This is a genomic window from Streptomyces sp. NPDC001406, assembly GCF_042895285.1.
Taxonomy (GTDB): Bacteria; Actinomycetota; Actinomycetes; order Streptomycetales; family Streptomycetaceae; genus Streptomyces.
In genome coordinates, this window is record NZ_JBIAWG010000004.1 from 435,776 (window position 1) to 458,325 (window position 22,550).

Genomic DNA, 22,550 nt, shown 5'->3' on the forward strand with positions numbered 1-22,550 from the left:
TCGCCGGTTCCGCACTGTTGCCGGCGACCGCCCTCCCCGACCGTTCACTCGGCGACCTCACCCCCCGAAAGGCCTGATCGAGCCATGTCGCTCACCACCCTCGACCCACGCACCGGCCTCGTCGCGATCGACCTGCAGAACGGCATCGTGGGCATGCCGACCCAGCCGTACACCGCCTCCGACGTGGTGTCCCGCACGGCCGAACGCGCCGACGCCTTCCGGGCCCGGAACCTCCCCGTGGTCCTGGTCCGGGTGACCTTCGCCCCGGACGGGGCCGACGCCGTCCCCGGCCGCACCGAGCGCGGTCCCGGCGGCCTCGCCTTCCCCGAGGGCTGGGACACCGTCGTGGACGAACCTTCCGGCCACTCCGGCGACATCCTGGTCACCAAGCGTAACTGGAACGCCTTCCACGGCACCGACCTCGACGTCCAGCTGCGCCGCCGCGGCATCACCCAGATCGTCCTGACCGGCATCGCCACCAGCATCGGCGTCGAGTCCACCGCCCGCGCCGCGTACGAGCACGGTCATCACGTCACCCTGGCCACGGACGCCATGTCCGACCGCGACCCGGAGGCCCACCGGGGCAGCGTCGAGCGCATCTTCCCGCGGCTGGGCGAGTCGGGGGCGAGCGCCGACGTCCTCGACATCCTGGCCAAGACCCACGACGGACAGTGACGAACCCCGGCCCCTGTGTGCCGGGCGGAGCTTTTCCGCCCGCGCAAGGGGTCGGGTTAGCATTCGGCCACGCGCACGTGCCGCCTGGGCAACGGGTGGCGAACCAAGGGGGATTGGAAGCCGGATGCCGGTCAAGGTCAGCGTCATCGTCCCCGTCTACAACCCAGGGCCGTACATCGAGGACTGCATCGCCTCGATGCTGCGGCAGTCGCTGCCGCCCGACGAGTTCGAAGTGGTCTTCGTCGACGACGGCTCCACCGACCGGACCCCGGCCAGACTGGACGCGCTCGCCGCCGAGCACCCGCACATCCGGGTCGTCCACCAGGAGAACTCCGGCTGGTCGGGCAAGCCGCGGAACGTGGGGATCGCCGCGTCCGAGGGCGAGTTCGTGATGTTCGTCGACAACGACGACTACCTCGGCGACGAAGCCCTTGAGCGGATGTACGAGTACGGGGTGGAGAACAAGGCCGATGTGATCGTCGGCAAGATGGCCGGGAAGGGCCGCCCGGTGCCGGTGGAACTGTTCCGCCGCAACCATCCGCACGCCACCGTCGAGAACGCGCCGCTGATCGACAGCCTCACCCCGCACAAGATGGTCCGGCGGGCCTTCCTGGACCGCATCGGCCTGCGTTTCCCCGAGGGCCGGCGCCGCCTTGAGGACCATGTCTTCATCGCCGAGGCGTATCTGCGCGCCGACAACGTCTCGGTGCTCTCCGACTACGTCTGCTACTACCACGTCAAACGGGACGACGCCGGCAACGCGGGCTTCCAGCGCTTCGAGCCGGTCGGCTACTTCAAGAACCTCCGTGAGGCCCTGGACGTCGTCGAGCGGTACACCGAGCCGGGCCCGTCGCGCGACCGACTGCTGCGCCGCTGGCTGCGCGTCGAGATGGTGGATCGGATGAGCGGCCGCCGGCTGCTCGCGATGCCCGACGACTACCGGCGAGAGTTGTTCCACGAGATGCACGCCGTGGTCCTGGAGCGCTTCGGCCCCGGCGTCGCGCCCGGACTGCGGCCCGGACAGCGGATCGTGGCATCGCTGATCAGGGACGACCGTTACGACGACCTCGTCGCCTACGCCCAGTGGGAGACCGGGGTGGCGCCCAAGGCCGACCCCACCGGTGTCGAATGGCGGGACGGGACCCTGCGTGTCACCTTCACCGCCGAGTACAGGTCCGGCGGACAGCCGCTGACCTTCTCGGCCGACGGGCCCGGCACTCCGGCCGCGGACACCGCGCCCCGGGACCTCGACGAGGCGGCGGCCTGGCTGGGCGCGGACGCCGTCGACGGCTTCGAGAAGGCCACCGTCGACCTGATCCTGCGCGACCGGGCCACCTCCGCCTCGTTCTTCCAGCCGGTGGAGGTCATCCGCGAGCGGGTCCCGGCCGACGACGGTCGGGTCCGGCTGGTGCTGCGCGGCACGGCGACCGTGGACCCCGGCACCGCGGCGGGCGGCGCCGCGCTGCACGCCGGCCTGTGGGACGCGTACGTCCGCGTCGGCCTCGGCGGCTGGTCCAAGGAGTGCCGCCTCGGTCCGGCACCGCGGCAGGGCCGTCCCACACCGCCCGCCGGTGTGGTCGCGGACCGCGTGGTGCTGCCGTACTGGACGAAGCAGTACGACAACTTCTCGCTGGACGTCGACCGCGCGAGCAAGGCCCTCGGTCTGGGCCGGCTCACCCCCGAGGACGCGGCGGTCTCGGCCGACCATCAGCTCAGCCTCGCGCTGCCCCTGCACGTCCCCGACCGCACCGCTGTCCAGGTGCGGCTGACCGACCCCGCGACGGGCCGGTCCCTGCGGCAGACGGGGACGCTCACCCCGGCGGACGGGGCCGGCTCGCTGCTGGAGGCGTCGGTGCCGGTGCGCGAGCTGAGGAGAGCGTCGTGGCGGACGGAGGTGTGCCTGCTCCCGGAGGCGGAGGCGCCCCGCTTCCTCGCACTGCCGCTCGCCCTGCGTGTGACCCGCACCGGCGGGGTCCGCGTGGCCGGGCCCGCGGCGCCGGGCCTGCTGTTGCGGCTGGCGCGCAAGGCGCGACGCGTCATGGGCGCGGTCCGGGGTAGGAAGGCGTAGCAGAACATGACACGGAGGACGTGACGGCGTGCGACCACTGGACATTGCGGGCGCCTGGGTGCTGGAGCCCAAGGTGTTCCCGGACAACCGGGGAAGCTTCCACGAGTGGTTCCGGGGCGAGGAGTTCCGCGAGGCCACCGGGTACGACCTGGACCTGGCCCAGGCCAACTGCTCGGTGTCCCGGCGGGGCGTCCTGCGCGGGGTGCACTTCGCGGACGTGCCGCCCGGTCAGGCCAAGTACCTCACGTGCGTGCGCGGAGCCGTGCTCGACGTGGTGGTGGACATCCGCGTCGGCTCGCCCACGTACGGCGCGTGGGAGGCCGTACGACTGGACGACGAGACGCACCACGCCATCTTCCTCGCGGAGGGACTCGGGCACGCCTTCATGGCCCTGACCGACGACGCCACGGTGGTCTACCTCTGCTCCACGGGCTACGCACCGGGCCGCGAACACGGGGTACACCCCCTCGACCCCGCCCTCGGCATCGCCTGGCCACAGGGCATCGAGCCCATTCTCTCCGAGAAGGACGCCGCAGCCCCCACACTGGCCGAGGCGGAGCAATCCGGCCTGCTTCCCACATACACGGACTGCTCCGCCTACTACGCGCGGCTGCGCTCGGGCCCGTTCGACCAGCCCTCGACCCGCCGAGGTCAGGACTTGGCGTAGCGCTGCTTCAGCGCCTTGCGCTTGTTGGTTCCTTCGGCGTTCCTGCCCTTTTCGATAATCACCAGATTGTGGTAGAAGTGCACGGCGACGACGTTGAGGTCCGTGTAGGACGGCTGATAGTTCTCGTCCACGAATTCCTCGTAATTCAACCCGTCCGCCAGCCTCTTCAGCATCGCCATGCTGGTGTTCGGGGCGTCGCGGTCCTCGCTGCCCATCCATTCGGGCCAGTAGGAGGACTGAGTGTCCTCGACAGCGTAGATGCCGCCGTCCTTGAGCCGGGGGAAGAGTGTGGCGAACGTCGTGAGCACGTGCGGGCTGCGGTGACTGCCGTCGTCGATGATGACGTCGAGCTCGCCGATCTTGTCGGCGACAGCGTTCAGGGACGAGGGGTCGGACTGGTCGCCGATGAAGGTGGTGATGCGGTCCTCGTCGACAAATGACTTGTCCTGGATATCCATTCCGAAGATCTGCGCCTTCGGGAAGAACTGCTTCCACATGCGCAGCGACGCACCACCCTGGCCAGGCCGGTTGTAACCGCCGATCCCGATCTCCAGAAGGTTGAAGTTCTCGTTCTTCAGGTGCTGCAGATGACGCTGGTAGTGCTGGGTGTAACGGTGTGTTCCCCACTTGTCCGTCTTGAAATGCAGGGCAAGTTTGTTGAGATCGTTGGAGATCGCTTCAAGTCCGCTCGGCTTGGCCGACCTGGTCCACTTACCGGAGAGGCGCCGCTTCAGCCGGCGCAGAACCCGCACGTTCTCCTCACCCAATACGGACTTCACGGTTGCTCGAATCGACATGACGAGAAATTCCTTCCATGCGGCTTACCAGGATGCGCCGGACGAACGGGAAGGCCTCGCGCGCCCACGCGGGCCGTCCCGTCGCATCATTTACGAAGCATCGTAGTGACGAAGTCGGATGCGTGGGCGGCGAACTCAACGGCAAACGACAGCGGTTAAACCAGATCCACGGCGCCCCATGCCCGGCGACGGGACGCGATCCGACATTGCACACGCTCCGTATCCACAGATCAACTCGTGGCGTTTCCGCGCGGGAAATTCTTGTGGACCGGCGCCGGGGTGGAGATACCCCTCCAAGATCGGCGTATCGGCCATTCCTCCACACCTTTCAGCCTCTCCATCAAGGTGTGCGAGTACGCCGGCGACGTCGTGAAGGACTGCAACTACGCGCGGATCCGCTGGCTCCCGACCGAACCGGGCAGGTGAACACGGCCCCCGCGGATCACGCAGTTCCTCGCACCGCCCGATCCACGGGGCGCCGTTGTCCGTCTGCTGTCCCGTCATGCCGGAACGGGATCCGCTCGTTTCACTGAGACATCTCCTTGCGGATGTGGGGCAGTGCTTCGTGCAGGGCGGAGCGCCAGTTCCGGATTGGTTCCAGGCCGATCTCCCGCCATCGGGCGTGCCCGAGGGCGCTGTAGGCGGGGCGGGGTGCTGGGCGCGGGAAGGCGGCGCTGGTGGTGGGGCGTACCCGGGTCGGGTCGGCGCCGATGAGCAGGAACACCTCCCGGGCCAGTTCGTGCCAGCTGGCCTCGCCGGAACTGGTGGCGTGGAAGATACCGTGTGCGCCCTCGTCGCGGGAGAGTGCGGTACCGAGGTCCGCGATCCGGGTGGCGACGTCCGCGGTCCAGGTGGGCTGGCCGCGCTGGTCGTCGACGACGTCCAGGGTGTCCCGGCGGGCTTCCAGTTCGAGCATCGTGCGCACGAAACTGCGGCCGTGGGCGCCGTACAGCCAGGCCGTGCGCACCACGGCGGCCGCGCCCGGGAGTTCCTCCAGGACCGCCCGCTCGCCGGCCAGTTTGGTGCGGCCGTAGGCGGTGCGCGGGGCGGGCGGGTGGTCCTCCGGGTACGGGGTGATGGGGGTCCCCCCTGCTCGAGCGGAGCCGAGAGCTTGGGGGAGGGCCTCGCCGTCGAAGACGTAGTCCGTGGAGACATGGACCAGACGGGCGCCCCGCTCCGCGCAGGCAGCGGCGAGCAGCCGGGGGCCGTCGCCGTTGATCCGCAGCGCCCGCGCCTCGTCGGTCTCGGCGTCGTCGACAGCCGTGTACGCGGCGCAGTTGACGACGACGTCCGGGCGGTGCTCGTCGAACGCCCGCCGTACGGCGTCGGGTTCGGTGATGTCGAGCGCGGTGCGGTCCAGGCCGGTCACGTTCGCGCCGCGCCGGCGCAGTTCCTCGACCGTGTCGCGGCCGAGCATGCCGGCCGCGCCGGTGACCAGCCACCTCATCGGGACTCCCGCTGCTTCAGCGGCTCCCACCAGGCCCGGTTGTCCCGGTACCAGGCGACCGTCTCGGCCAGCCCGGTGGTGAAGTCGTGGCGCGGGCGGTAGCCCAGCTCGTCGCGGGCCTTGCTCCAGTCGACGGAGTAGCGCAGGTCGTGGCCCTTGCGGTCGGTGACGTACTCGACCCGGTCCCAGTCCGCCCCGCACGCCCGCAGAAGCAGGCCGGTGAGTTCCTTGTTGCTCAGTTCGGTGCCGCCGCCGATGTTGTAGACCTCGCCGGGGCTGCCCTTCGTGCGGACCAGCTCCACACCCTGGCAGTGGTCCTCGACGTGCAGCCAGTCGCGCACATTGCGCCCGTCGCCGTACAGCGGGACCTTCGCTCCGTCGAGCAGGTTGGTCACGAACAGCGGGATGACCTTCTCGGGGAACTGGTGCGGGCCGTAGTTGTTGGAGCAGCGGGTGACGCGGACGTCCAGGCCGTGGGTGCGGTGGTAGGCGAGGGCGAGCAGGTCGGAGGAGGCCTTGGAGGCGGAGTAGGGGGAGTTGGGGGCGAGGGGGTGGGTCTCGGGCCAGGAGCCGGTCTCGATGGAGCCGTAGACCTCGTCGGTGGAGATGTGCACGAACGGGCCGACGCCGTGGCGCAGCGCCGCGTCCAGGAGCGTCTGGGTGCCCAGCACATTGGTGAGGACGAACTCGCCCGCCCCGTCGATCGACCGGTCCACATGGGACTCGGCGGCGAAGTGCACGACCTGGTCGGCCTGGGCCATGAGTTTGTCGACCAGGTCGGCATCACAGATGTCGCCCTCGACGAACTCCAGGCGGGGATGGCCGGCGGGGAGGTTGGTGAGCGTGCCGGCGTAGGTGAGCTTGTCCAGCACGGTGATGCGCGGCGCGTCCGGGGCGTCCTCGGCGAGGAGCGTACGGACGTACGTGGAGCCGATGAACCCGGCGGCGCCGGTGACGAGGAGATTCATGAACGGATCTGCACCTTGCTGTGGTCTCCGAGGACGAGGCGGTGGGCACTGGGCAGGCCGGCTGCCGGGGTCACCTCCACATGCCGGCCGATCAGCGAGGACTCGATCCTGCCCACTCCGTCGATGGAGGAGTCCCGCAGCACGATGGAGAACTCCAGCTCGCTGTCCGTGATCCGGCAGTTCTCGGCGATGGAGGTGTAGGGGCCGACGTACGAGTCGCTGACCACGGTCCCCGAGCCGATGACGACGGGACCGACGATGCGCGAGTTCGCGACCCGCGCCCCTTCCTCGACGACCACCCGGCCCACGGTCTCGGACCGCTCGTCCACCTCGCCGTCGATCCGCCGCTCCATCCCTTCCAGGACGGTCCGGTTGACCTCCAGCATGTCGCCGACGTTGCCGGTGTCCTTCCAGTAGCCCTGGATGACCGTGGAGCGCACGTCGGCGCGGGTGTCGATGAGGTGCTGGATGGCGTGGGTGATCTCCAGCTCGCCCCGCCAGGACGGCCTGATGGCGCGGACCGCGTCATGGATCAGGGGGGTGAGGAGGTAGACGCCGACCAGCGCGAGGTCGCTCTTGGGGTGCTCCGGCTTCTCCTCCAGGCCGATCACCTGCCCCGACGCATCGAGTTCGGCGACGCCGAAGGAGCGCGGGTCGGGGACGTGGGTGAGCAGGATCTGGGCGTCGGGGCGGCTGGCGCGGAACTCGTCGACGAGGGTTCTGATGCCGCCGACGATGAAGTTGTCCCCGAGGTACATCACGAAGTCGTCGTCGCCGAGGAAGTCCCGTGCGATCAGCACGGCGTGGGCGAGGCCCAGGGGCTTTTCCTGGGGTATGTAGGTGACCTCCAGGCCGAACTTCGAACCGTCGCCGACCGCCTCCTCTATCTCGGCGGCGGTGTCGCCGACGATCATCCCGATCTCGGTGATGCCGGCCGCGGCTATGGACTCCAGGCCGTAGAAGAGGACGGGCTTGTTGGCCACCGGCACGAGCTGTTTCGCCGACGTGTGCGTGATCGGACGCAGCCGGGTGCCGGCACCGCCGGACAGGACCAGAGCCTTCATCTGCCACACCCTATCGGCGATCGTCAGGATCGGACCTATGTTTGCTTTGCTGGGTCGTTTACGGCAGTACGTCCCCTGTCCCGCGAGCGGCTTACGGGTATGCGGCCCGGTGACCAGGGCGTGGCGCGGGCAGGTCGTGGTGGCGCCGGAGTAGCGTCCCCGACGATGACGGAACTACCGGAAATTTCGGAGAAGCACGAGATCGCCGAGCGGTACGCCGCCACCGCGCCGCCGCCCGGCCGGGCCCTGCTGCGCTGGGCCTCGACGACCGACCACAAAGTGATCGGCCGCCTCTACATGGTCACGGCGTTCTGCTTCTTCCTGCTGGCCGGGCTGCTCGCCCTGGGCATGCGTGCCGAACTCGCCCGCCCCGGGCTGCAGTTCCTGGGCAAGCAGGGTTACGATCAGTTCTTCACCGTCCACGGCACCATCATGATGCTGCTGTTCGCCACCCCGATGTTCGCCGGGTTCGCGAACGCCGTGATGCCGTTGCAGATCGGTTCTCCCGATGTGGCCTTCCCCCGCCTGAACGCGCTGTCGTACTGGATGTACCTGTTCGGCGGGCTGATGGTGGTCTCGGGCTTCGTGGTGCCCGGCGGCGCGGCCGCGTTCGGCTGGTTCGCCTACGCGCCGCTCAACAGCGCCGTCCACTCCCCCGGCGCGGGCGGCGACCTGTGGGTGATGGGGCTCGTGGTGACCGGTGTGTCGACGACACTGGGTGCCGTCAACTTCATCAGCACGATCCTGTGTCTGCGCGCGCCGGGCATGACCATGTTCCGGATGCCGATGTTCACGTGGAACGTGCTGTTCACATCGATCCTGGTGCTGCCCGCGTTCCCGGTGCTCACCGCGACGCTGCTGGTCCTGGAGTCGGACCGGAAGTTCGGCTCGCTCGTCTTCGAGCCGGCGAGCGGCGGCGCGCTGCTGTGGCAGCACCTGTTCTGGTTCTTCGGGCACCCCGAGGTCTACATCGTGGCGCTGCCGTTCTTCGGCATCATCTCCGAGATCATCCCGGTGTTCTCGCGCAAGCCGCTGTTCGGGTATCTGCCGATGATCGGCGCGACGATCACGATCACCATGCTGTCCGCGGTGGTGTGGGCGCACCACATGTTCGCCACCGGCGCGGTGCTGCTGCCGTTCTTCTCGATCATGTCGTTCCTGATCGCGGTGCCCACCGGGATCAAGTTCTTCGCCTGGATCGGGACCATGTGGCACGGGTCGATCTCGTTCGAGACGCCGATGCTGTGGTCGCTCGGCTTTCTGGTGTCGTTCCTGCTGGGCGGGCTCAGCGGGGTGCTGATCGCCTCGCCGCCGCTCGACTTCCATCTGACCGACTCGTACTTCATCGTGGCGCACCTGCACTATGTGCTGTTCGGCACGGTGGTGTTCGCGATGTTCGCCGGCTTCTACTTCTGGTGGCCCAAGTTCACCGGGAAGATGCTCGACGAACGGCTCGGCAAGCTGCACTTCTGGCTGCTCTTCCCGGGGTTCCAGCTCACGTTCCTCGTCCAGCACTGGCTCGGCGAGGCCGGCATGCCCCGCCGGTACGCCGACTACCTGCCCCAGGACGGCTTCACCCTGCTCAACACCCTGTCCTCCGCGGGCGCGTTCCTGCTCGGCGCCTCCACGCTGCCCTTCCTGTACAACGTCTGGCGCACCGCGCACCGGGCACCGAAGGTCACCGAGAACGACCCCTGGGGCTACGGCCGGGCCCTGGAGTGGGCGACGTCCTGCCCGCCGCCCCGGCACAACTTCGTTGCCCTGCCCCGGGTGCGGTCGGAATCGCCCGCCTTCGACCTGCACCACCCCGAGTTCGCCGGGCGGGCGGTGGAGGAGGGAACCCGATGAAGGTCGAGGCGCTGCTGTTCGGCGGTGTCGCCCTGTTCTTCGCGGGCGTCGCCGCCCTCTACGGCGTGTGGTCGCACGAATCGGCAGGCACGGCGGCGCTGATCGTCGCCGGCGGGATGGCCGCGGTCATCGCGTTCTTCTGCGCGGTGCAGTACCTGCGCAAGGGACGGCGCCCCCAGGACCGCACCGACGCCGAAGTGGCCGACGGCGCGGGGCCCCTGGAGTTCTTCCCCGCCGAGAGCATCTGGCCGCTGGTCACCGCGTTCGGCTTCGCGCTCGCGGCGACCGGGGTGGTGTTCGGGCTGTGGCTGTTCCTCATCGGTTTCGGCGTGCTGGCGCGCGGTGTCCTCGGGATGGTCTTCCAGTACGTGAACCGGTGATCGGCCGTCTGGGCGCACCGGGGCGGAACTCGCCGACCGGACGGTGGTCGCTCTCATAGCCACCCGCGAGGGTCTGCCGCACATCCCCCGTCGGCACGCCCTTCGCCAGCCGCTCCCGCTCCGCCTCCGTCAGGGCCAGACACAGCCACCGGGCGACCAGGAACGCGACGACCGGGGCCACCACGAGCAAGACACGCAGCGCCCAGGTCAGGGTGTTGACCGAGATCCGGAAGGACTGGGCGACGACGTCGTTGGCGCCCGCGAGGAGCAGCACGGCGTAGAAGACGGTGCCGGCGACGCCCAGGCCGGTGCGCACGGGACGCTCGCGGGGCCGGTCGCACAGATGCCGTTCGTGGTCCCACTCCCCCGTCAGGCGCTGCTCCACGAAGGGGTAGGCGTACAGGGCGCCGAACAGCAGCCCGGGCAGGACGACGGCCGGCAGCAGCACGTTCCACATGAGGGTGTGACCGGCGAGGTTCGTCTCCCACGGCGGCACGAGGCGCAGCGCGCCCTCCAGGAAGCCGACGTACCAGTCGGGCTGGGACCCGGTCGAGTCCTGGTCGGGGCGGTAGGGGCCGTACACCCAGACCGGGTTGATCTGGGCGACGGCGGACATCAGGACGAGCACGCCGAAGACGGCGAGGGACAGCCCGCCGGACGAGGCCGTGAAGCGGGGGAAGAGCGGCCTGCCGATGACGTTGCGGTTCGAGCGGCCCGGTCCGCGCCACTGCGTGTGCTTGAGATGGAACACCAGGATCAGGTGCACGGTGACCAGGGCGATCAACGCGCCGGGCAGCAGCAGGATGTGCATCGAGTACAGACGGGTGACGATCTCGTGGGCGGGGTACGGGCCGCCGAAGGCGAAGAAGGCCACGTACGTTCCGACCACCGGGATGGACAGCATGATGCCCTGGGCGATCCTGAGGCCCGTGCCGGAGAGCAGGTCGTCGGGGAGCGAGTAGCCGGCGAACCCCTCGGCGAGGGCGAGCACGAACAGTGTGAGCCCGATGACCCAGTTCAGCTCGCGGGGCCTGCGGAAGGCGCCGGTGAAGAAGATCCGGAGCATGTGCACGCCGATCGCGGCGACGAAGACGAGCGCCGCCCAGTGGTGCGCCTGCCGCATCAGCAGACCGCCGCGCACGTCGAAGCTGATGTGCAGCGTGGAGTCGAAGGCGGCCGACATGCGCACCCCCTGCAGCGGGACGTACGGGCCCGCGTAGACGACCTCCCGCATCTCCGGCTTGAAGAAGAAGGTCAGCCACACTCCGGTCAGCACCAGGGAGAGCAGGCTGTACAGCGCCAACTCGCCCAGCAGGAACGACCAGTGATCGGGGAACGCCTTGCGCAGCAGCGCCCCGCCCTCCAGCACCGGCAACCGCGCGTCCGCCGCCGCGACCAGCCGCTCGGCGGGGTGTGCGGGGCGGTGAGCGGCGCCGGTGGCGGGTGCGTTGTCGGTGGCGGGTTCCGGGTCGGGGCGGGTCACGTGCTCTCCGGGGTCTCCGCCGCTCGCTCCACCTCCGCCTCGATGTCGCCCCGCGCCCGGCCCACTTCCTTCGCGTACTCGCTCACCGCGGTCTGCACCTCCCGGGCCAGGTCGCGCCAGGCCCGCAGGGCGGTCTCGTACGTCTCCTTCTGGGCACCGGCCAGTTGCGCCTCGGCAGGCGGGCCGTAGGCGTCCCGCAGTTCCAGGACCTGCGCGTGGGCCATGTCCGACGCGCGCTGCTTCGCCACGAGCTCTTCGAAGGTGTGTGCCACGGCAAGGACCCTAGGCACGGCGGCCGCCGGGAGCCCTCGCGACCTGCCGTGCGGCTTTCGCACCCACACCCGTGTGGCGGTCAGCCCTCCAGCGCGATGTCGGACCACACCTGCTTGCCGCCGCTCACCGGCAGCGTCCCCCAGGCGACCGACACGGCCTCGACGAGCAGGATGCCGCGGCCGCCGGTGGCCTCCCAGCCGATGTTGGTGGGTTTCATCGGCGTGCGCGGCGAGGCGTCGGCGACGGCGACCCGGAGCCGGTGGTTGACCAGGGTGAGGTCGAGGCGTACCTGGCCGTCGGTGTGCACGAGGGCGTTGGTGACGAGCTCGGAGACCACGAGCAGCACGGTGTCCAGGTCGTCCGCGGGTACGCCCCAGGTGCGCATGGTGCGCTTGGTGAAGCGGCGGGCGTGCCGGGCGGCCTCCGGCACCCGCCACACCGTCCAGCTCTCCCTGAGCGGGCGCACGGCCAGGCCGTCGTAGCGCATCAGGAGCAGGGCGACGTCGTCGCTGCGGTGGGCGTTGCCGAGCAGGGCGTCGGCGACCAGGCCGAGGTGGGCGGGGTCGGACGCGGCCAGGTCGTGGGCGAACCGCTCCATGCCGACGTCGATGTCGGCCTCGGCGGACTCCACCAGACCGTCGGTGGTCAGCGCGAGCACGGTGCCGGGCGTGAGGTGCAGCGGGGCCATGGGGAAGTCGGCCCGGTCGACCACGCCGAGCGGCGGGCCGCCCTCGGTCTCGGCGATCTCCGTTGCGCCGTCCGGGTGACGCAGCACCGGGGGCAGGTGTCCGGCGCGCACGCACCAGGCCGTGCCCTCCTCCATGTCCACGTCGACGTAGCAGCAGGTGGCGAAGAGGTCCGACTCCATGTCCATGAGGAGCCGGTTGGCGTGCGAGACCACCACGTCCGGGGTGTGGCCCTCGGCGGCGTAGGCGCGCAGGGCGGTGCGCATCTGGCCCATGAGGGTGGCGGCGGCCGCGCTGTGGCCCTGGACGTCGCCGATGACGAGGGCGACGTGGTTGTCGGGCAGCGGGATCACGTCGTACCAGTCGCCGCCCACCTCCAGCCCGGCGGTGGTGGGCAGATAGCGGGCCACGGCGACCGCGCCGTCCAGCTTGGGCAGACGGCGCGGCAGGAGGGTGCGCTGGAGCATGCCGACGAGCTCGTGCTCGGCGTCGAAGGCGTGGGCGCGCATCAGGGCCTGGCCGGCCAGGCCGGCGGAGGCGGTGAGCAGGGCGCGTTCGTCGGGGGCGAACTCGTGCGGGCTGTCCCAGCCGATCAGGCAGGCCCCGGCCATGCGGCCGCCGGCGGGCAGCGGCAGCACCGCGAGGCCACCGGGGCCGACCTCGGCGAGGGCGGGTTCCAGGGAGGTGCCGGCGGGCCAGATCTGGGCGCGGCCCTCGCGCAGGGCGGCGGCGAGGGTGGGCATGGCGCGGACGGGGGCGTCGGGCCACTCCGTGCGCCACTCGGAGCGCCACACCTCGGGCCAGACCTCGGGTTCGGGCGGGTCGAGGACGGTGACCACGAGACGGTCGTTCTCCAGCTCGGCGAGCGCGATCCGGTCGGCCTGGAGCGGCTTGCGCAGGGCGTTGACCACGGCCTGACCGACGTCCTTGACGGTGCCGGCGGTGGCGAGCGCCGCGGCCAGGCGCTGGACGCGGGCCACGTCGGTGACGTCGGAGCGCAGCTTGGAGGTGTCCGTCACGGTGCCGACCAGGAGCGCCGGCAGGCCCTCGCCGCCCGGCACCATCCGTCCGCGCAGCCGGAGCCACCTGGGCGGACCGGAGCGCTGCAGGATGCGGAACTCCAGCTCGCGTTCGCCGATGGACATGTGGTCGGCCTCGACGACGGACATCAGCGCCGGCAGGTCCTCGGGCACGGTCAGCCCGAGCAGGGTCTCGACCTTGCCGTCGAACTCGCCCCGCCCGATTTCGAACAGCTCCAGGATCTCGTCGCCGACCTCCACGCGGCCGGTGTCCATGGCCAGGCTGAAGGAGTCGGCAGGCAGCTCACCGGTGGCGGTGGCCCCGGGCGGGGCGGGCAGGGCGACCGAGTCGGCGATCAGTTCGAGACACCGGCGGTCTTCCGGGTCGAAGCCGCCGACGCGCTCGCTCACGGCGAGGAGACAGCCGTCTCCCGCCCGCACCGGCAGGGCCGCCACGAAGAACTCCCGGGACGGTGTGCGGCGCGCCTCGGGGCAGGCCGCCAGCTCCTCGGGGCCGAGCCACATCTGCTGCCCGGTGCGATGGGCCTCGGCGAGCGGGGACTGTGCCGAGGCGGGATAGCCGTCGCGCAGCCCGTACAGCGTGCGCGGCAGCCCCGCCGACTCCGCGAGGCGGAGCACCGCACCGTCCTCGCTCGGCGTGTACACGCCAACAAAGGACGCCCCGGCGAAAACCAGTGCCTGTTCGATGACACGGTGCAGTCGATCGGGCGCGCCAGGGTCGGTCATGACCGTTTCCAGGGCAACTTCGGCACGCTCCCTCCTCGTTCTGCGTACCGCAGCGCCCTCACTGACCACGTCCGCCATTACAGCGCTTATGAGCCGCCTGCGCAGCCCCTGGGACCGTTCCGTGGAGCTCACGGGGTCAGGCGCGGCCCGCTCGCCGTGCGCCGCACGCCGCCAGGAGAGAGCCTTGACCCCTGGGGGTGCGACGCGCGGCCGTACGAGGAGGTGGTCGGCGTGTCCGACGGGCAGAGGCCCGCGCAGGCGCCGGGGGCCACCGGGTCGCGGGTCGGCCGACCGCTGCTCTCCCTGTCGCTGGCCACGATGATGGACGAGGTCCATGCGCACTCCGGTGCGGTGTACCTGCTGGCGAACGACGAGCCGGTACTGGAGATGGCGGTGGTGGCGGGGCTGCCCCGGGCGTTCGCGGCACCGTGGGAGCGAGTGGGGCTGAGCGCGCCGATCCCGGTCGCGGAGGCGGTCCGCGGCCGACGGCTGGTCTGGGTGGGCGGCGAGGACGACATGGCCCGGCGCTATCCCCGTATCGCGGTGGTCCTGCCCTATCCCTTCGCGCTGGCGGCCCTGCCCGTGGCCACCGCGGACAAGGCGTACGGCGCGGTCTTCGTGACCTGGCCGGGTTCGCATCCGCCGCAGCTGTCCGACCGGGAGCGCGAGCATCTGACCGCGGCCTGCGACCGGCTCGCGGTGCGGCTGGAGCGGGCCGCGCAGGACAACCGGCCGATACCGCGCGAGCCCGATCTGCAGGCGTCGACCGTGACGGGGGTCGCGGGCACCCTGGGCACGGTCGAGGCCGCGCGGATGGTGGCGCGGCTGCCGTACGGGCTGGTGTCGCTCGATCTGCACGGCCGGGTCGGGTTCGCCAACGCGGCGGCCGCCGAGCTGCTCGACACACCCGCCGGTGAGCTGCTCGGCACCCGTCTGTGGGCCTCGGTGCCCTGGCTGAACGACCCGATGTACGAGGACCGGTACCGGGGCGCCCTGATCAGCCAGCACGTGACGTCGTTCGTGGCGCTGCGCCCGCCGGGCGACTGGCTGTCGTTCCGGCTCTACCCGAGCACGACCGGGCTGAGCGTGCGCATCAGCAGGGCCCGCGCGGTGGCGGAGATGGGGCGGGCCGCTCCGCAGACCGGTGCGGGACCGTCCCGTCTGGTCACCATCTCCCAGGTGCTGAGCCTGGCCGGCGCGCTGACCGAGGCGGTGGGCGTGCAGGACGTGGTGCAGCTGGTCGCGGACGAGATCGTCCCGTCCGTCGGGAGCCAGGCCGTGGTGCTGCTCGGGTCGCAGGGCGGGCGGCTGCACGTGCTGGGGCACCGCGGGTATGCGAACCCGCACCACGTCGAGCGGTTCGACGGCATTGCGCTGTCCGAGCGGATGCCGGGCACCCACGTCCTCACCACGGGGGTGCCGGCGTTCTTCGACTCCCGGCAGCAGCTGGACCGCCTGTATCCGGAGCCGACCGGGATGCCGGGCGGCTTCGCGGCCTGGGCCTGTCTGCCGCTGATCGCGTCCGGGCGGCCGGTGGGCACCTGTGTGCTCGCCTATACGGAACCGCATGTCTTCCCCGCGGACGAACGGGCCGTTCTGACGAGCCTGGGCGGGCTGATCGCGCAGGCCCTGGCGCGGGCGCTGCTGTACGACGCCAAGAACCAGTTGGCGCACGGTCTGCAGGAGGCCCTGCTGCCGCGCTCCTTGATGCCACCGCCCGGCATCGAGGCGGCCGCGCGCTATCTGCCGGCCACTCAGGGCATGGAGATCGGCGGCGACTTCTACGACATGGTGCCGACCCGGCCGCTCGCGGCGGCGGTCATCGGGGACGTCCAGGGACACAACGTGACCGCGGCCGGGCTGATGGGGCAGATCCGCACCGGGGTACGGGCGTTCACCACCGGCGGTCAGGCGCCGGAGGAGGTGATGGGCAGCACCAACCGGCTGCTCGTCGACCTCGGCGCCGATCTGTTCGCGAGCTGTCTGTATCTGCGGCTCGATCCGGACAACGAGCGCGCGGTGATGGCCCGGGCGGGGCATCCGCCACCGCTGCTGAGACGGCCGGACGGGCGGGTGCGCGTCCTGGACCTGGCCGGCGGTCCGCTGCTGGGCATCGACGCGGAGGCGAGGTACCCGACGACCGAGGTCGACCTCGCCAGGGGCTCGGTCCTCGTCCTGTACACCGACGGCCTCATCGAGTCGCCCGGCGTGGACATCGAGGACGCCCTGGCCGACATGGGTGTACTCCTGAACGCGATCGGGGACCGGCCGCTGGAGCAGCTGGCCGACGAACTCGTCGCGCACAGCGTGGCGGCACGGGACCGGGTCGACGACGTGGCGGTGCTGCTGCTGCGGGCGCTGGGGCACGCCTGAGCCGCGGCGGACCCGCCTCGAACGACGACGCGGTCCGGCCCTCCCGCCGGAGGGCCGGACCGTCCACCGTCGGCCGGAACCGCTGGTGAGGCCGATCAGTGGGTCTGGGTTCAGCCGGACTGCATGTTCAGCCTGTCCGGTGTCGACCAGCCCTGGTTCAGTGGCTCTGCGTGAGGGACGAGCCGTCGCCCGCACCGGTGCCCGACTGGTCACCCGTACCGGTCGCGGCGCCGGTGCCGGACTGGTCGCCCGTACCCGCCGGGTCGGTCGCTGTCGCGGAGGGGTCGGCCGTGGCGGACGGGTCGGCCGTGGCACCGGACTGGTCGCCGCCGCCCACCGCGTCGCCGCCCGCGCCGGCACCGGACTGGTCCCCGGCACCCGCACCGGCACCCGCACCGGCACCGGCACCCGCACCGGACTGGTCACCCGCACCCGCACCTGCACCGGCACCGGCGTCGCCGAGCGTCGCGCCGGTCGCCTGCAGGGCGGCGGTCACCGGCTGGAAGAAGGTCTCGCCGCCGCTGGTGCAGTCGCCGCTGCCGCCGGAGGTCAGGCCGACCGCGCCGCCGTCCTGGGTGAACAGCGAGCCGCCGCTGTCACCGGCCTCGGCGCAGACGTTGGTCTGGATGAGTCCGGTGACCGTGTCGACGCCGCCCGGGTCGGTCTCGCTCTGGAAGTTGACGGTGGCGTCGAGGCCGGTCACCTGGCCGTTGTGCAGACCGGTGGTGGAGCCCATCCGGAACACCGTCGCACCGACGGTGGCGTCCACGGCCTGGGTGATCTGGACGGTCTGCCCGTTGCCGACGTTGACCTCGCTCGGCGCCTGGGTGGTGGCGTCGTTGTACTTGACGAGCGAGAAGTCGCCCTGGCCGGGGAAGGTGGCCTGGTCCACGGTCGCGATCGGCTGCCCGTTCTGGGAGTCGGACCAGTCCTTGGCCGCGACACCGCAGTGACCGGCCGTCAGGAAGGCGGGGCTGCCGTCGGAGGCCTTGACGTTGAAGCCGAGGGAGCAGCGGACGTTGCCGCCCTGCACCTGGGAGAAGATGGCGTCGCCGCCCGACACGAAGGTCTTGAAGGTGCCTGCGGACTTCTTGATGGTCGCCATGCCCGAGCCGAGGCCCTGGACCGTCGACTCCAGTCTGTTCCACTTTGCGCCCGTGACGGTGCTGTCGGCGGTGACCAGGACCTTGTTGGTCCTGGGGTCGACGGCCCAGGAGGTGCCCGGGATGGTCGCCTTGGTCTTCAGGGTCTGCGCGGCGGCCTTGAGTTCGGAGGTGCTGTTCTCCACCTGGCGGACGACCGCGCCGGCCTTCTTCGCCTGGACGACGAGGTTGTTGTCGCCGCTGACCACGTTGACGACGAGCTGCTGCTTGCCGGAGTCGTAGTAGGAGCCGGCGAAGGCGTCGCCGAGCGCCTTCTGGAGCTGCGCGGACAGGTCCGAGGCGTCCGTGGCCTTCATGGTCCTGGGGGCGCCGGCGGCATCCGCCGAGGCGCCGTCCTGGGACGCGTTCGCGTTCGGCAGCAGAAGGGCCGCCGCTCCGAGCGCCGCGACACCGCCCACCGCTATCGCGGCCTTGCGCTTCGGCATTCGCTTGTGACTCAAACTTCTCGACCTCCAAGGGACGGGGCCTGTGCCGGTGTCCGGCAGTTGATCGGGGGGCGCCTGGATGGCTGTAGGTACGGACGGGTCGAGCGGTGCGTTCAATTCCGTTTGCCAACTTGCTTTGCGCGAGGGCGAATCGGCCACGCCGCGCGTGTCGCGGGGCACGGTCGGGAACAATCCCCCATATGGCGATGACCACCACCGAAGCCGACAAGATCCTCTCCGCCAACTTCGCCCCCTGGGTCCTTGAACTCGGGCTGTCGGTGGAGGCATTGGACGAGAGGCGTGCGGTGCTGCGTCTGCCCTGGTCGGACCGGCTTTCCCGGGAGGGCGGAGGACTGTCGGGACAGGCTCTGATGGCCGCCGCCGACACCGCGACGGTGATCGCCGTGTCGGCCGCGCGCGGTGGCTTCGTCCCGATGACGACGGTGCAGCAGTCGACGTCGTTCCAGCGTGCGGTGGCCGGTTCGGATGTCCTGATCGAAGCGGTGCTGAGCAAGCTGGGCCGGCGGATGGCGTTCGCGGACATCACGATGACCGACGAGGGCTCCGGGCAGATCGCCGCGCGGGCGAGCACGGTCTACGCGCTACTGGACTGACACGGCCTACGCCCTACTGGGCTGACACGGTCTACGCACTGCTGGACCGACACGTTGGGCGACCGGCCGGACACGTTCCGTTCCGCACCCGGGCCGGAATCCCTGCTTCAGGGAATCTGCACATTGAATACTCAACCAAGTCACCGGGTCCGGCGGTTCTGCACAACCGCGCGCCCCTCCTCGCGCCTTTGGCGCGGAGTGCCGGATTCTCCGCCCCGGGGGCAAGCGTTCGTCTGCGCCGATGCCGTGCGCCATGTGAAGGAGTCGCCGACAAGCCGTGCGCGCGCCCTCACCGATGAGCTCCTGCGAAGGTCAAGTTCCCAGGTGAGACGCCTGGTTGATTGGCTGCGCGCGCCGCGTGCGTGCTTTGATCCATCGCGTCGCGGGAGCCGCGAAGGGCTTCCGGAAACGGGTGCCCGGCACCCGCGGCCGCGGCCGTCCATCTGTTCTCGGAGGGGGCCGCTCTCCCCCTTGTGAAATATTCGTATGAAGGGAAGTTCCATCATGAACTCCACCCCCCAGGTCGAGACCGTCGAGATCTCGGACGCCGAGCTGGACAACGTCTCCGGCGGCCTTTCCGTGAACGCCCTCAACACCGTCACCGGTGCCGTGAACGGCATTGCCCCGGTTTCCGGCCTGGTGGACACGGCCGTCGGCACCGTCGAGGGTGTCACCGGTCTGAACACCGCCCCGGTCGCCGGCCTGGTCGCCGGTCTCTGATCGCACCTCGCTGCCGTTGAGTCCCGGAGCCGTATCCCGGCTCCGGGACTCTCGGATGCTCAGAACCATGTCGTGGCACAGCCTCTCCCACAGGTGAGGGAAGTTCCGTGCAGTTCCGCCAACAGGCCCTCGCCAAACTCCAGTCGCCGGAGGAGCTCGACCTTCCGGTGCGCCTCGCCCGCCCGCAGGGCTGGCTGGCGCTCTCCGTCGCCGTCGTGGTGATGGCGGCCGCCTCCGTCTGGGCGGTGACCGGCTCGGTCGCCTCCACGGTCAGCGCACAGGCCATCCTCACGCACGGACAGGGCAGTTACATCCTGCAGAGCCCCGTCGCCGGCCAGGTCACCGCCGTCCTCGCCAGGCAGGGTGAGCGGTTGCCCGCCGGCTCGCCCGTCCTGAAGGTCCGTACGAGCCAGGGCGACTCGGTCGTCCGCACGGTCGCCGCGGGCCGTGTCACCGCACTCGCCGCCACCATCGGGCAGATCATCAGGACCGGCGCGAACGTGGCCGCGGTGGAGAAGGTCGCCCGTTCATCGGACCCGCTGTACGCGACGGTGTACGTCCCCGCCGAGAACGCGGCCTCCGTGCCCGCCGACGCCGCGGTCGACCTCACCGTCTCCTCGGTGTCCGCGCAGCGGTACGGCGTGCTGCGCGGCCATGTGAAGTCGGTGGACAGGACCGCCCAGTCCGCCCAGTCGATCGCCGCGTTCCTCGGGGACAGCCAGCTGGGCGAGCAGTTCACCGGGAAGGGCCGCCCGGTGGCCGTCCTGGTGAGGCTGGACAGGTCGTCCTCGACGAAGAGCGGCTACCGGTGGTCGTCCGCGGGCGGACCGCCGTACCGGCTCGACTCCATGACCCTGGCCACGGCCTCGATCCGGCTGGCCGACCAGCGACCCGTCGATTGGCTGCTCCCGTGACCACCGCCCAGGAAACCCGTGGCCGTCGGCGCGCCGCCCCGGCCAGGCGCCCGGTCCCCAAGGGCCGTGGAAAAGCCGTCCGTACTCCCACCGTGCTCCAGATGGAGGCGGTGGAGTGCGGCGCCGCCTCCCTCGCCATGGTGCTCGGACACCACGGCCGCCATGTCCCGCTGGAGGAGCTGCGCATCGCCTGTGGTGTCTCCCGTGACGGCTCGCGCGCCAGCAACCTGCTGAAGGCGGCGCGCAGTTACGGCCTGACCGCCAAGGGCATGCAGATGGACCTGGCCGCCCTCGCGGAGGTGACGGCACCGGCCGTCCTCTTCTGGGAGTTCAACCACTACGTCGTCTACGACGGCATGGGGCGCCGCTTCGGACGGCGCGGCGTCCACATCAACGACCCCGCCAAGGGCCGCCGTTTCGTACCCATCGAGGAGTTCGACGGGAGTTTCACCGGAGTCGTCCTGGTCATGGAGCCGGGGGAAGGCTTCGAAAAGGGCGGGCGCAAGCCGGGCGTCCTCGGCGCGATGCCGGCCAGGCTGCGCGGCACCGCGGGCACCATGCCCGCCGCGGTGCTGGCGAGTCTCCTGCTCGTCGCGGTCGGCGCGGCGGTGCCCGCGCTCAGCCGCACCTATATCGACATGTTCCTGATCGGCGGCCAGACCTCGCTGCTGGGCGTGCTGTTCGCGTCGATGGGCACCTGTGTGCTGCTCACGCTGGTGCTGACCTGGCTCCAGCAGGCCAACCTGCTGCACGGCCGCATCATCTCCTCCACCCTCTCCAGCGCCCGCTTCCTGCGTCATCTGCTGCGGCTGCCGGTGACGTTCTTCGCCCAGCGCAGCCCCGCCGACCTGGTGCAGCGGCTCCAGTCCAACGACCAGGTGGCCGAGACCCTGGCCCGTGACCTCGCGGCGGCGGGTGTGGACGCGATCGTGGTCGTGCTCTACGCGATACTGCTCTACACCTACGACCCTCAGCTCACCCTCGTCGGCATCGGCGTGGCGCTGCTCAACGTCGTGGCGATGCGCCTCGTCGTACGGCTGCGCGCGACCCGTACGGCGAAGCTGCGCGCGGACACCGCACGGCTCACCAACACGGCCTACACCGGGCTCCAGTTGATCGAGACGATGAAGGCGACCGGCGGCGAGGACGGCTATTTCCGCAAGTGGGCGGGGCAGCACGCCGGCACCCTGGAGGAGCAGCAGCGGCTCGGGGTGCCCAGCGCCTGGCTCGGCGTGGTCGCGCCCACGCTGGCCACCCTGAACAGCGCGCTGATCCTCTGGATCGGCGGTATGCGGGCGGTGGAGGGCCATATCTCGGTCGGTCTGCTGGTCGCCTTCCAGGCGCTGGTCACCCGCTTCACCGCGCCGCTCACCCGGCTGAACGGCGTCGCGGGCCGCATCCAGGACTTCGCGGCCGACGTGGCCCGGCTGAAGGACGTGGAGAACTTCCAGGCGGACCCGCTCTACGCCCGCCCCGGCGGCGGCGACTCCACACGCCGGCTGCACGGCCACGTCGAGCTGGAGAACATCACCTTCGGCTACAGCCCCCTCGACAAGCCCCTGCTCACCGGCTTCGACCTGACCGTCGGACCCGGACAGCAGGTGGCGCTGGTCGGTGGCTCGGGCAGCGGCAAGTCGACCGTCTCCCGGCTGATCTCGGGCCTGTACGCGCCCTGGGAGGGGGTGATCCGTATCGACGGGCAGCGCCTGGAGGACATTCCGCGGGGCGCGCTCGCGTCCTCCGTGTCCTTCGTCGACCAGGACGTGTTCCTCTTCGAGGGCTCGGTCCGCGACAACGTGGCGCTCTGGGACCCGTCGATCCCGGACGACGCGGTGGTGGAGGCGCTGCGGGACGCGGCCCTGTACGACGTCGTCGTGCGGCGGCCCGGCGGCATCCACAGCAAGGTCGAGCAGGACGGCCGGAACTTCTCCGGCGGTCAGCGGCAACGTCTGGAGATCGCCCGGGCGTTGGTCCGCCGCCCCAGCATCCTGGTGCTGGACGAGGTGACCAGCGCGCTGGACGCGGAGACCGAACTGGTCGTCATGGACAATCTGCGGCGGCGCGGCTGCGCCTGTGTGGTGATCGCCCACCGGCTGAGCACCGTGCGCGACAGCGACGAGATCGTCGTGCTCCAGCACGGCACGATCGTGGAACGCGGCCGGCACAACGAGCTGGTGGCGCGCGGCGGAGCGTATGCCGCGCTGGTCAGGGAGCGGTGA

18 protein-coding genes are annotated in these 22,550 nt (G+C 70.7%); 10 read left to right on the forward strand and 8 right to left on the reverse strand.

The window, feature by feature from the left end; genetic code table 11:
- Window positions 1-84 precede the first annotated feature (84 nt).
- The 3 genes from ACFY1J_RS12265 (at window position 85) to rfbC (ending at window position 3,410) form a co-directional block, all read left to right on the forward strand.
- Window positions 85-675, forward strand: coding sequence for an isochorismatase family protein (locus tag ACFY1J_RS12265; protein ID WP_390705887.1), 591 nt, complete (start codon window positions 85-87; stop codon window positions 673-675).
- Window positions 676-799: 124 nt separating this feature from the next.
- Window positions 800-2,743, forward strand: coding sequence for a glycosyltransferase family 2 protein (locus tag ACFY1J_RS12270; RefSeq protein ID WP_390705886.1), 1,944 nt, complete (start codon window positions 800-802; stop codon window positions 2,741-2,743).
- Window positions 2,744-2,771: 28 nt separating this feature from the next.
- The gene (rfbC, locus tag ACFY1J_RS12275) at window positions 2,772-3,410 is read left to right on the forward strand and encodes a dTDP-4-dehydrorhamnose 3,5-epimerase (RefSeq protein WP_390705885.1); all 639 of its coding nucleotides are present in this window, start codon (window positions 2,772-2,774) and stop codon (window positions 3,408-3,410) included.
- Here the strand turns inward: rfbC and ACFY1J_RS12280 are convergent.
- The 4 genes from ACFY1J_RS12280 to ACFY1J_RS12295 all read right to left on the reverse strand — a co-directional run bounded on the left by ACFY1J_RS12280 (window position 3,395) and on the right by ACFY1J_RS12295 (window position 7,686).
- Window positions 3,395-4,207, reverse strand: a complete 813-nt coding sequence (locus ACFY1J_RS12280; RefSeq protein ID WP_390705884.1) for a hypothetical protein — start codon at window positions 4,205-4,207, stop codon at window positions 3,395-3,397. The two genes, rfbC and ACFY1J_RS12280, sit on opposite strands and share 16 nt — an antisense overlap.
- A 526-nt stretch (window positions 4,208-4,733) precedes the next feature.
- A complete protein-coding gene (rfbD, locus tag ACFY1J_RS12285; RefSeq protein ID WP_390705883.1) occupies window positions 4,734-5,654 on the reverse strand; it encodes a dTDP-4-dehydrorhamnose reductase in 921 nt (306 codons plus the stop codon).
- Window positions 5,651-6,622, reverse strand: a complete 972-nt coding sequence (gene rfbB / locus ACFY1J_RS12290) for a dTDP-glucose 4,6-dehydratase (protein WP_390705882.1) — start codon at window positions 6,620-6,622, stop codon at window positions 5,651-5,653. Before rfbB ends, rfbD begins: the two co-directional genes overlap by 4 nt.
- Window positions 6,619-7,686, reverse strand: a complete 1,068-nt coding sequence (locus ACFY1J_RS12295; protein WP_390731188.1) for a glucose-1-phosphate thymidylyltransferase — start codon at window positions 7,684-7,686, stop codon at window positions 6,619-6,621. The genes rfbB and ACFY1J_RS12295 overlap by 4 nt, the downstream gene beginning before the upstream one ends.
- Window positions 7,687-7,851: 165 nt before the next feature.
- Between ACFY1J_RS12295 and ctaD the strand changes: the two genes are divergently transcribed.
- Together ctaD and ACFY1J_RS12305 are read left to right on the forward strand one after the other, a co-directional pair.
- Complete coding sequence (gene ctaD / locus ACFY1J_RS12300) at window positions 7,852-9,534, forward strand: cytochrome c oxidase subunit I (RefSeq protein ID WP_390731189.1); 1,683 nt, start codon at window positions 7,852-7,854, stop codon at window positions 9,532-9,534.
- Window positions 9,531-9,914, forward strand: a complete 384-nt coding sequence (locus ACFY1J_RS12305) for a cytochrome c oxidase subunit 4 (RefSeq protein WP_390705879.1) — start codon at window positions 9,531-9,533, stop codon at window positions 9,912-9,914. Before ctaD ends, ACFY1J_RS12305 begins: the two co-directional genes overlap by 4 nt.
- On the opposite strand, the gene ACFY1J_RS12310 is transcribed toward ACFY1J_RS12305, so the two are convergent.
- The 3 genes from ACFY1J_RS12310 to ACFY1J_RS12320 form a co-directional block, all read right to left on the reverse strand.
- Entirely contained in the window at window positions 9,850-11,397 is a 1,548-nt protein-coding gene (locus tag ACFY1J_RS12310) for a cytochrome bc complex cytochrome b subunit (protein WP_390705878.1), read from the reverse strand. The two genes, ACFY1J_RS12305 and ACFY1J_RS12310, sit on opposite strands and share 65 nt — an antisense overlap.
- On the reverse strand, window positions 11,394-11,669 hold the full coding sequence (locus ACFY1J_RS12315; protein ID WP_390705877.1) for a hypothetical protein: 276 nt from the start codon (window positions 11,667-11,669) through the stop codon (window positions 11,394-11,396). Before ACFY1J_RS12315 ends, ACFY1J_RS12310 begins: the two co-directional genes overlap by 4 nt.
- Before the next feature lie 80 nt (window positions 11,670-11,749).
- Window positions 11,750-14,200, reverse strand: a complete 2,451-nt coding sequence (locus ACFY1J_RS12320) for a SpoIIE family protein phosphatase (protein WP_390705876.1) — start codon at window positions 14,198-14,200, stop codon at window positions 11,750-11,752.
- 144 nt (window positions 14,201-14,344) lie between these two features.
- On the opposite strand from ACFY1J_RS12320, the gene ACFY1J_RS12325 reads away from it, so the two are divergent.
- Window positions 14,345-16,495 (forward strand): SpoIIE family protein phosphatase, encoded by a 2,151-nt coding sequence (locus ACFY1J_RS12325; RefSeq protein WP_390705875.1) that lies wholly within the window; start codon window positions 14,345-14,347, stop codon window positions 16,493-16,495.
- A 157-nt stretch (window positions 16,496-16,652) separates the two neighbouring features.
- On the opposite strand, the gene ACFY1J_RS12330 is transcribed toward ACFY1J_RS12325, so the two are convergent.
- Window positions 16,653-18,083 carry a S1 family peptidase gene (locus ACFY1J_RS12330; protein WP_390705874.1) on the reverse strand — a complete coding sequence of 477 codons (1,431 nt, stop codon included), beginning with the start codon at window positions 18,081-18,083 and terminating at the stop codon, window positions 16,653-16,655.
- 200 nt (window positions 18,084-18,283) lie between these two features.
- Between ACFY1J_RS12330 and ACFY1J_RS12335 the strand changes: the two genes are divergently transcribed.
- The 4 genes from ACFY1J_RS12335 (at window position 18,284) to ACFY1J_RS12350 (ending at window position 22,550) form a co-directional block, all read left to right on the forward strand.
- Window positions 18,284-18,697 (forward strand): PaaI family thioesterase, encoded by a 414-nt coding sequence (locus ACFY1J_RS12335; protein WP_390705873.1) that lies wholly within the window; start codon window positions 18,284-18,286, stop codon window positions 18,695-18,697.
- 504 nt (window positions 18,698-19,201) lie between these two features.
- The gene (locus ACFY1J_RS12340) at window positions 19,202-19,417 is read left to right on the forward strand and encodes a type A2 lantipeptide (RefSeq protein ID WP_390705872.1); all 216 of its coding nucleotides are present in this window, start codon (window positions 19,202-19,204) and stop codon (window positions 19,415-19,417) included.
- 107 nt (window positions 19,418-19,524) lie between these two features.
- Complete coding sequence (locus ACFY1J_RS12345; RefSeq protein ID WP_390705871.1) at window positions 19,525-20,331, forward strand: HlyD family efflux transporter periplasmic adaptor subunit; 807 nt, start codon at window positions 19,525-19,527, stop codon at window positions 20,329-20,331.
- A complete protein-coding gene (locus ACFY1J_RS12350) occupies window positions 20,328-22,550 on the forward strand; it encodes an NHLP family bacteriocin export ABC transporter peptidase/permease/ATPase subunit (protein ID WP_390705870.1) in 2,223 nt (740 codons plus the stop codon). Before ACFY1J_RS12345 ends, ACFY1J_RS12350 begins: the two co-directional genes overlap by 4 nt.

Excerpts from the sequence above, each read along its gene's own strand:
- ACFY1J_RS12340 (WP_390705872.1), top strand. The coding sequence starts at position 19,202 with ATGAACTCCACCCCCCAGGTCGAGACCGTCGAGATCTCGGACGCCGAG.
- ACFY1J_RS12280 (WP_390705884.1), bottom strand. The coding sequence starts at position 4,207 with ATGTCGATTCGAGCAACCGTGAAGTCCGTATTGGGTGAGGAGAACGTG.
- ACFY1J_RS12320 (WP_390705876.1), bottom strand. The coding sequence starts at position 14,200 with ATGGCGGACGTGGTCAGTGAGGGCGCTGCGGTACGCAGAACGAGGAGG.
- ACFY1J_RS12305 (WP_390705879.1), top strand. The coding sequence starts at position 9,531 with ATGAAGGTCGAGGCGCTGCTGTTCGGCGGTGTCGCCCTGTTCTTCGCG.
- ACFY1J_RS12265 (WP_390705887.1), top strand. The coding sequence starts at position 85 with ATGTCGCTCACCACCCTCGACCCACGCACCGGCCTCGTCGCGATCGAC.
- ACFY1J_RS12330 (WP_390705874.1), bottom strand. The coding sequence starts at position 18,083 with ATGCCGAAGCGCAAGGCCGCGATAGCGGTGGGCGGTGTCGCGGCGCTC.
- rfbD (WP_390705883.1), bottom strand. The coding sequence starts at position 5,654 with ATGAGGTGGCTGGTCACCGGCGCGGCCGGCATGCTCGGCCGCGACACG.
- rfbB (WP_390705882.1), bottom strand. The coding sequence starts at position 6,622 with ATGAATCTCCTCGTCACCGGCGCCGCCGGGTTCATCGGCTCCACGTAC.
- ACFY1J_RS12270 (WP_390705886.1), top strand. The coding sequence starts at position 800 with ATGCCGGTCAAGGTCAGCGTCATCGTCCCCGTCTACAACCCAGGGCCG.
- ACFY1J_RS12335 (WP_390705873.1), top strand. The coding sequence starts at position 18,284 with ATGGCGATGACCACCACCGAAGCCGACAAGATCCTCTCCGCCAACTTC.
- ACFY1J_RS12295 (WP_390731188.1), bottom strand. The coding sequence starts at position 7,686 with ATGAAGGCTCTGGTCCTGTCCGGCGGTGCCGGCACCCGGCTGCGTCCG.
- ctaD (WP_390731189.1), top strand. The coding sequence starts at position 7,852 with ATGACGGAACTACCGGAAATTTCGGAGAAGCACGAGATCGCCGAGCGG.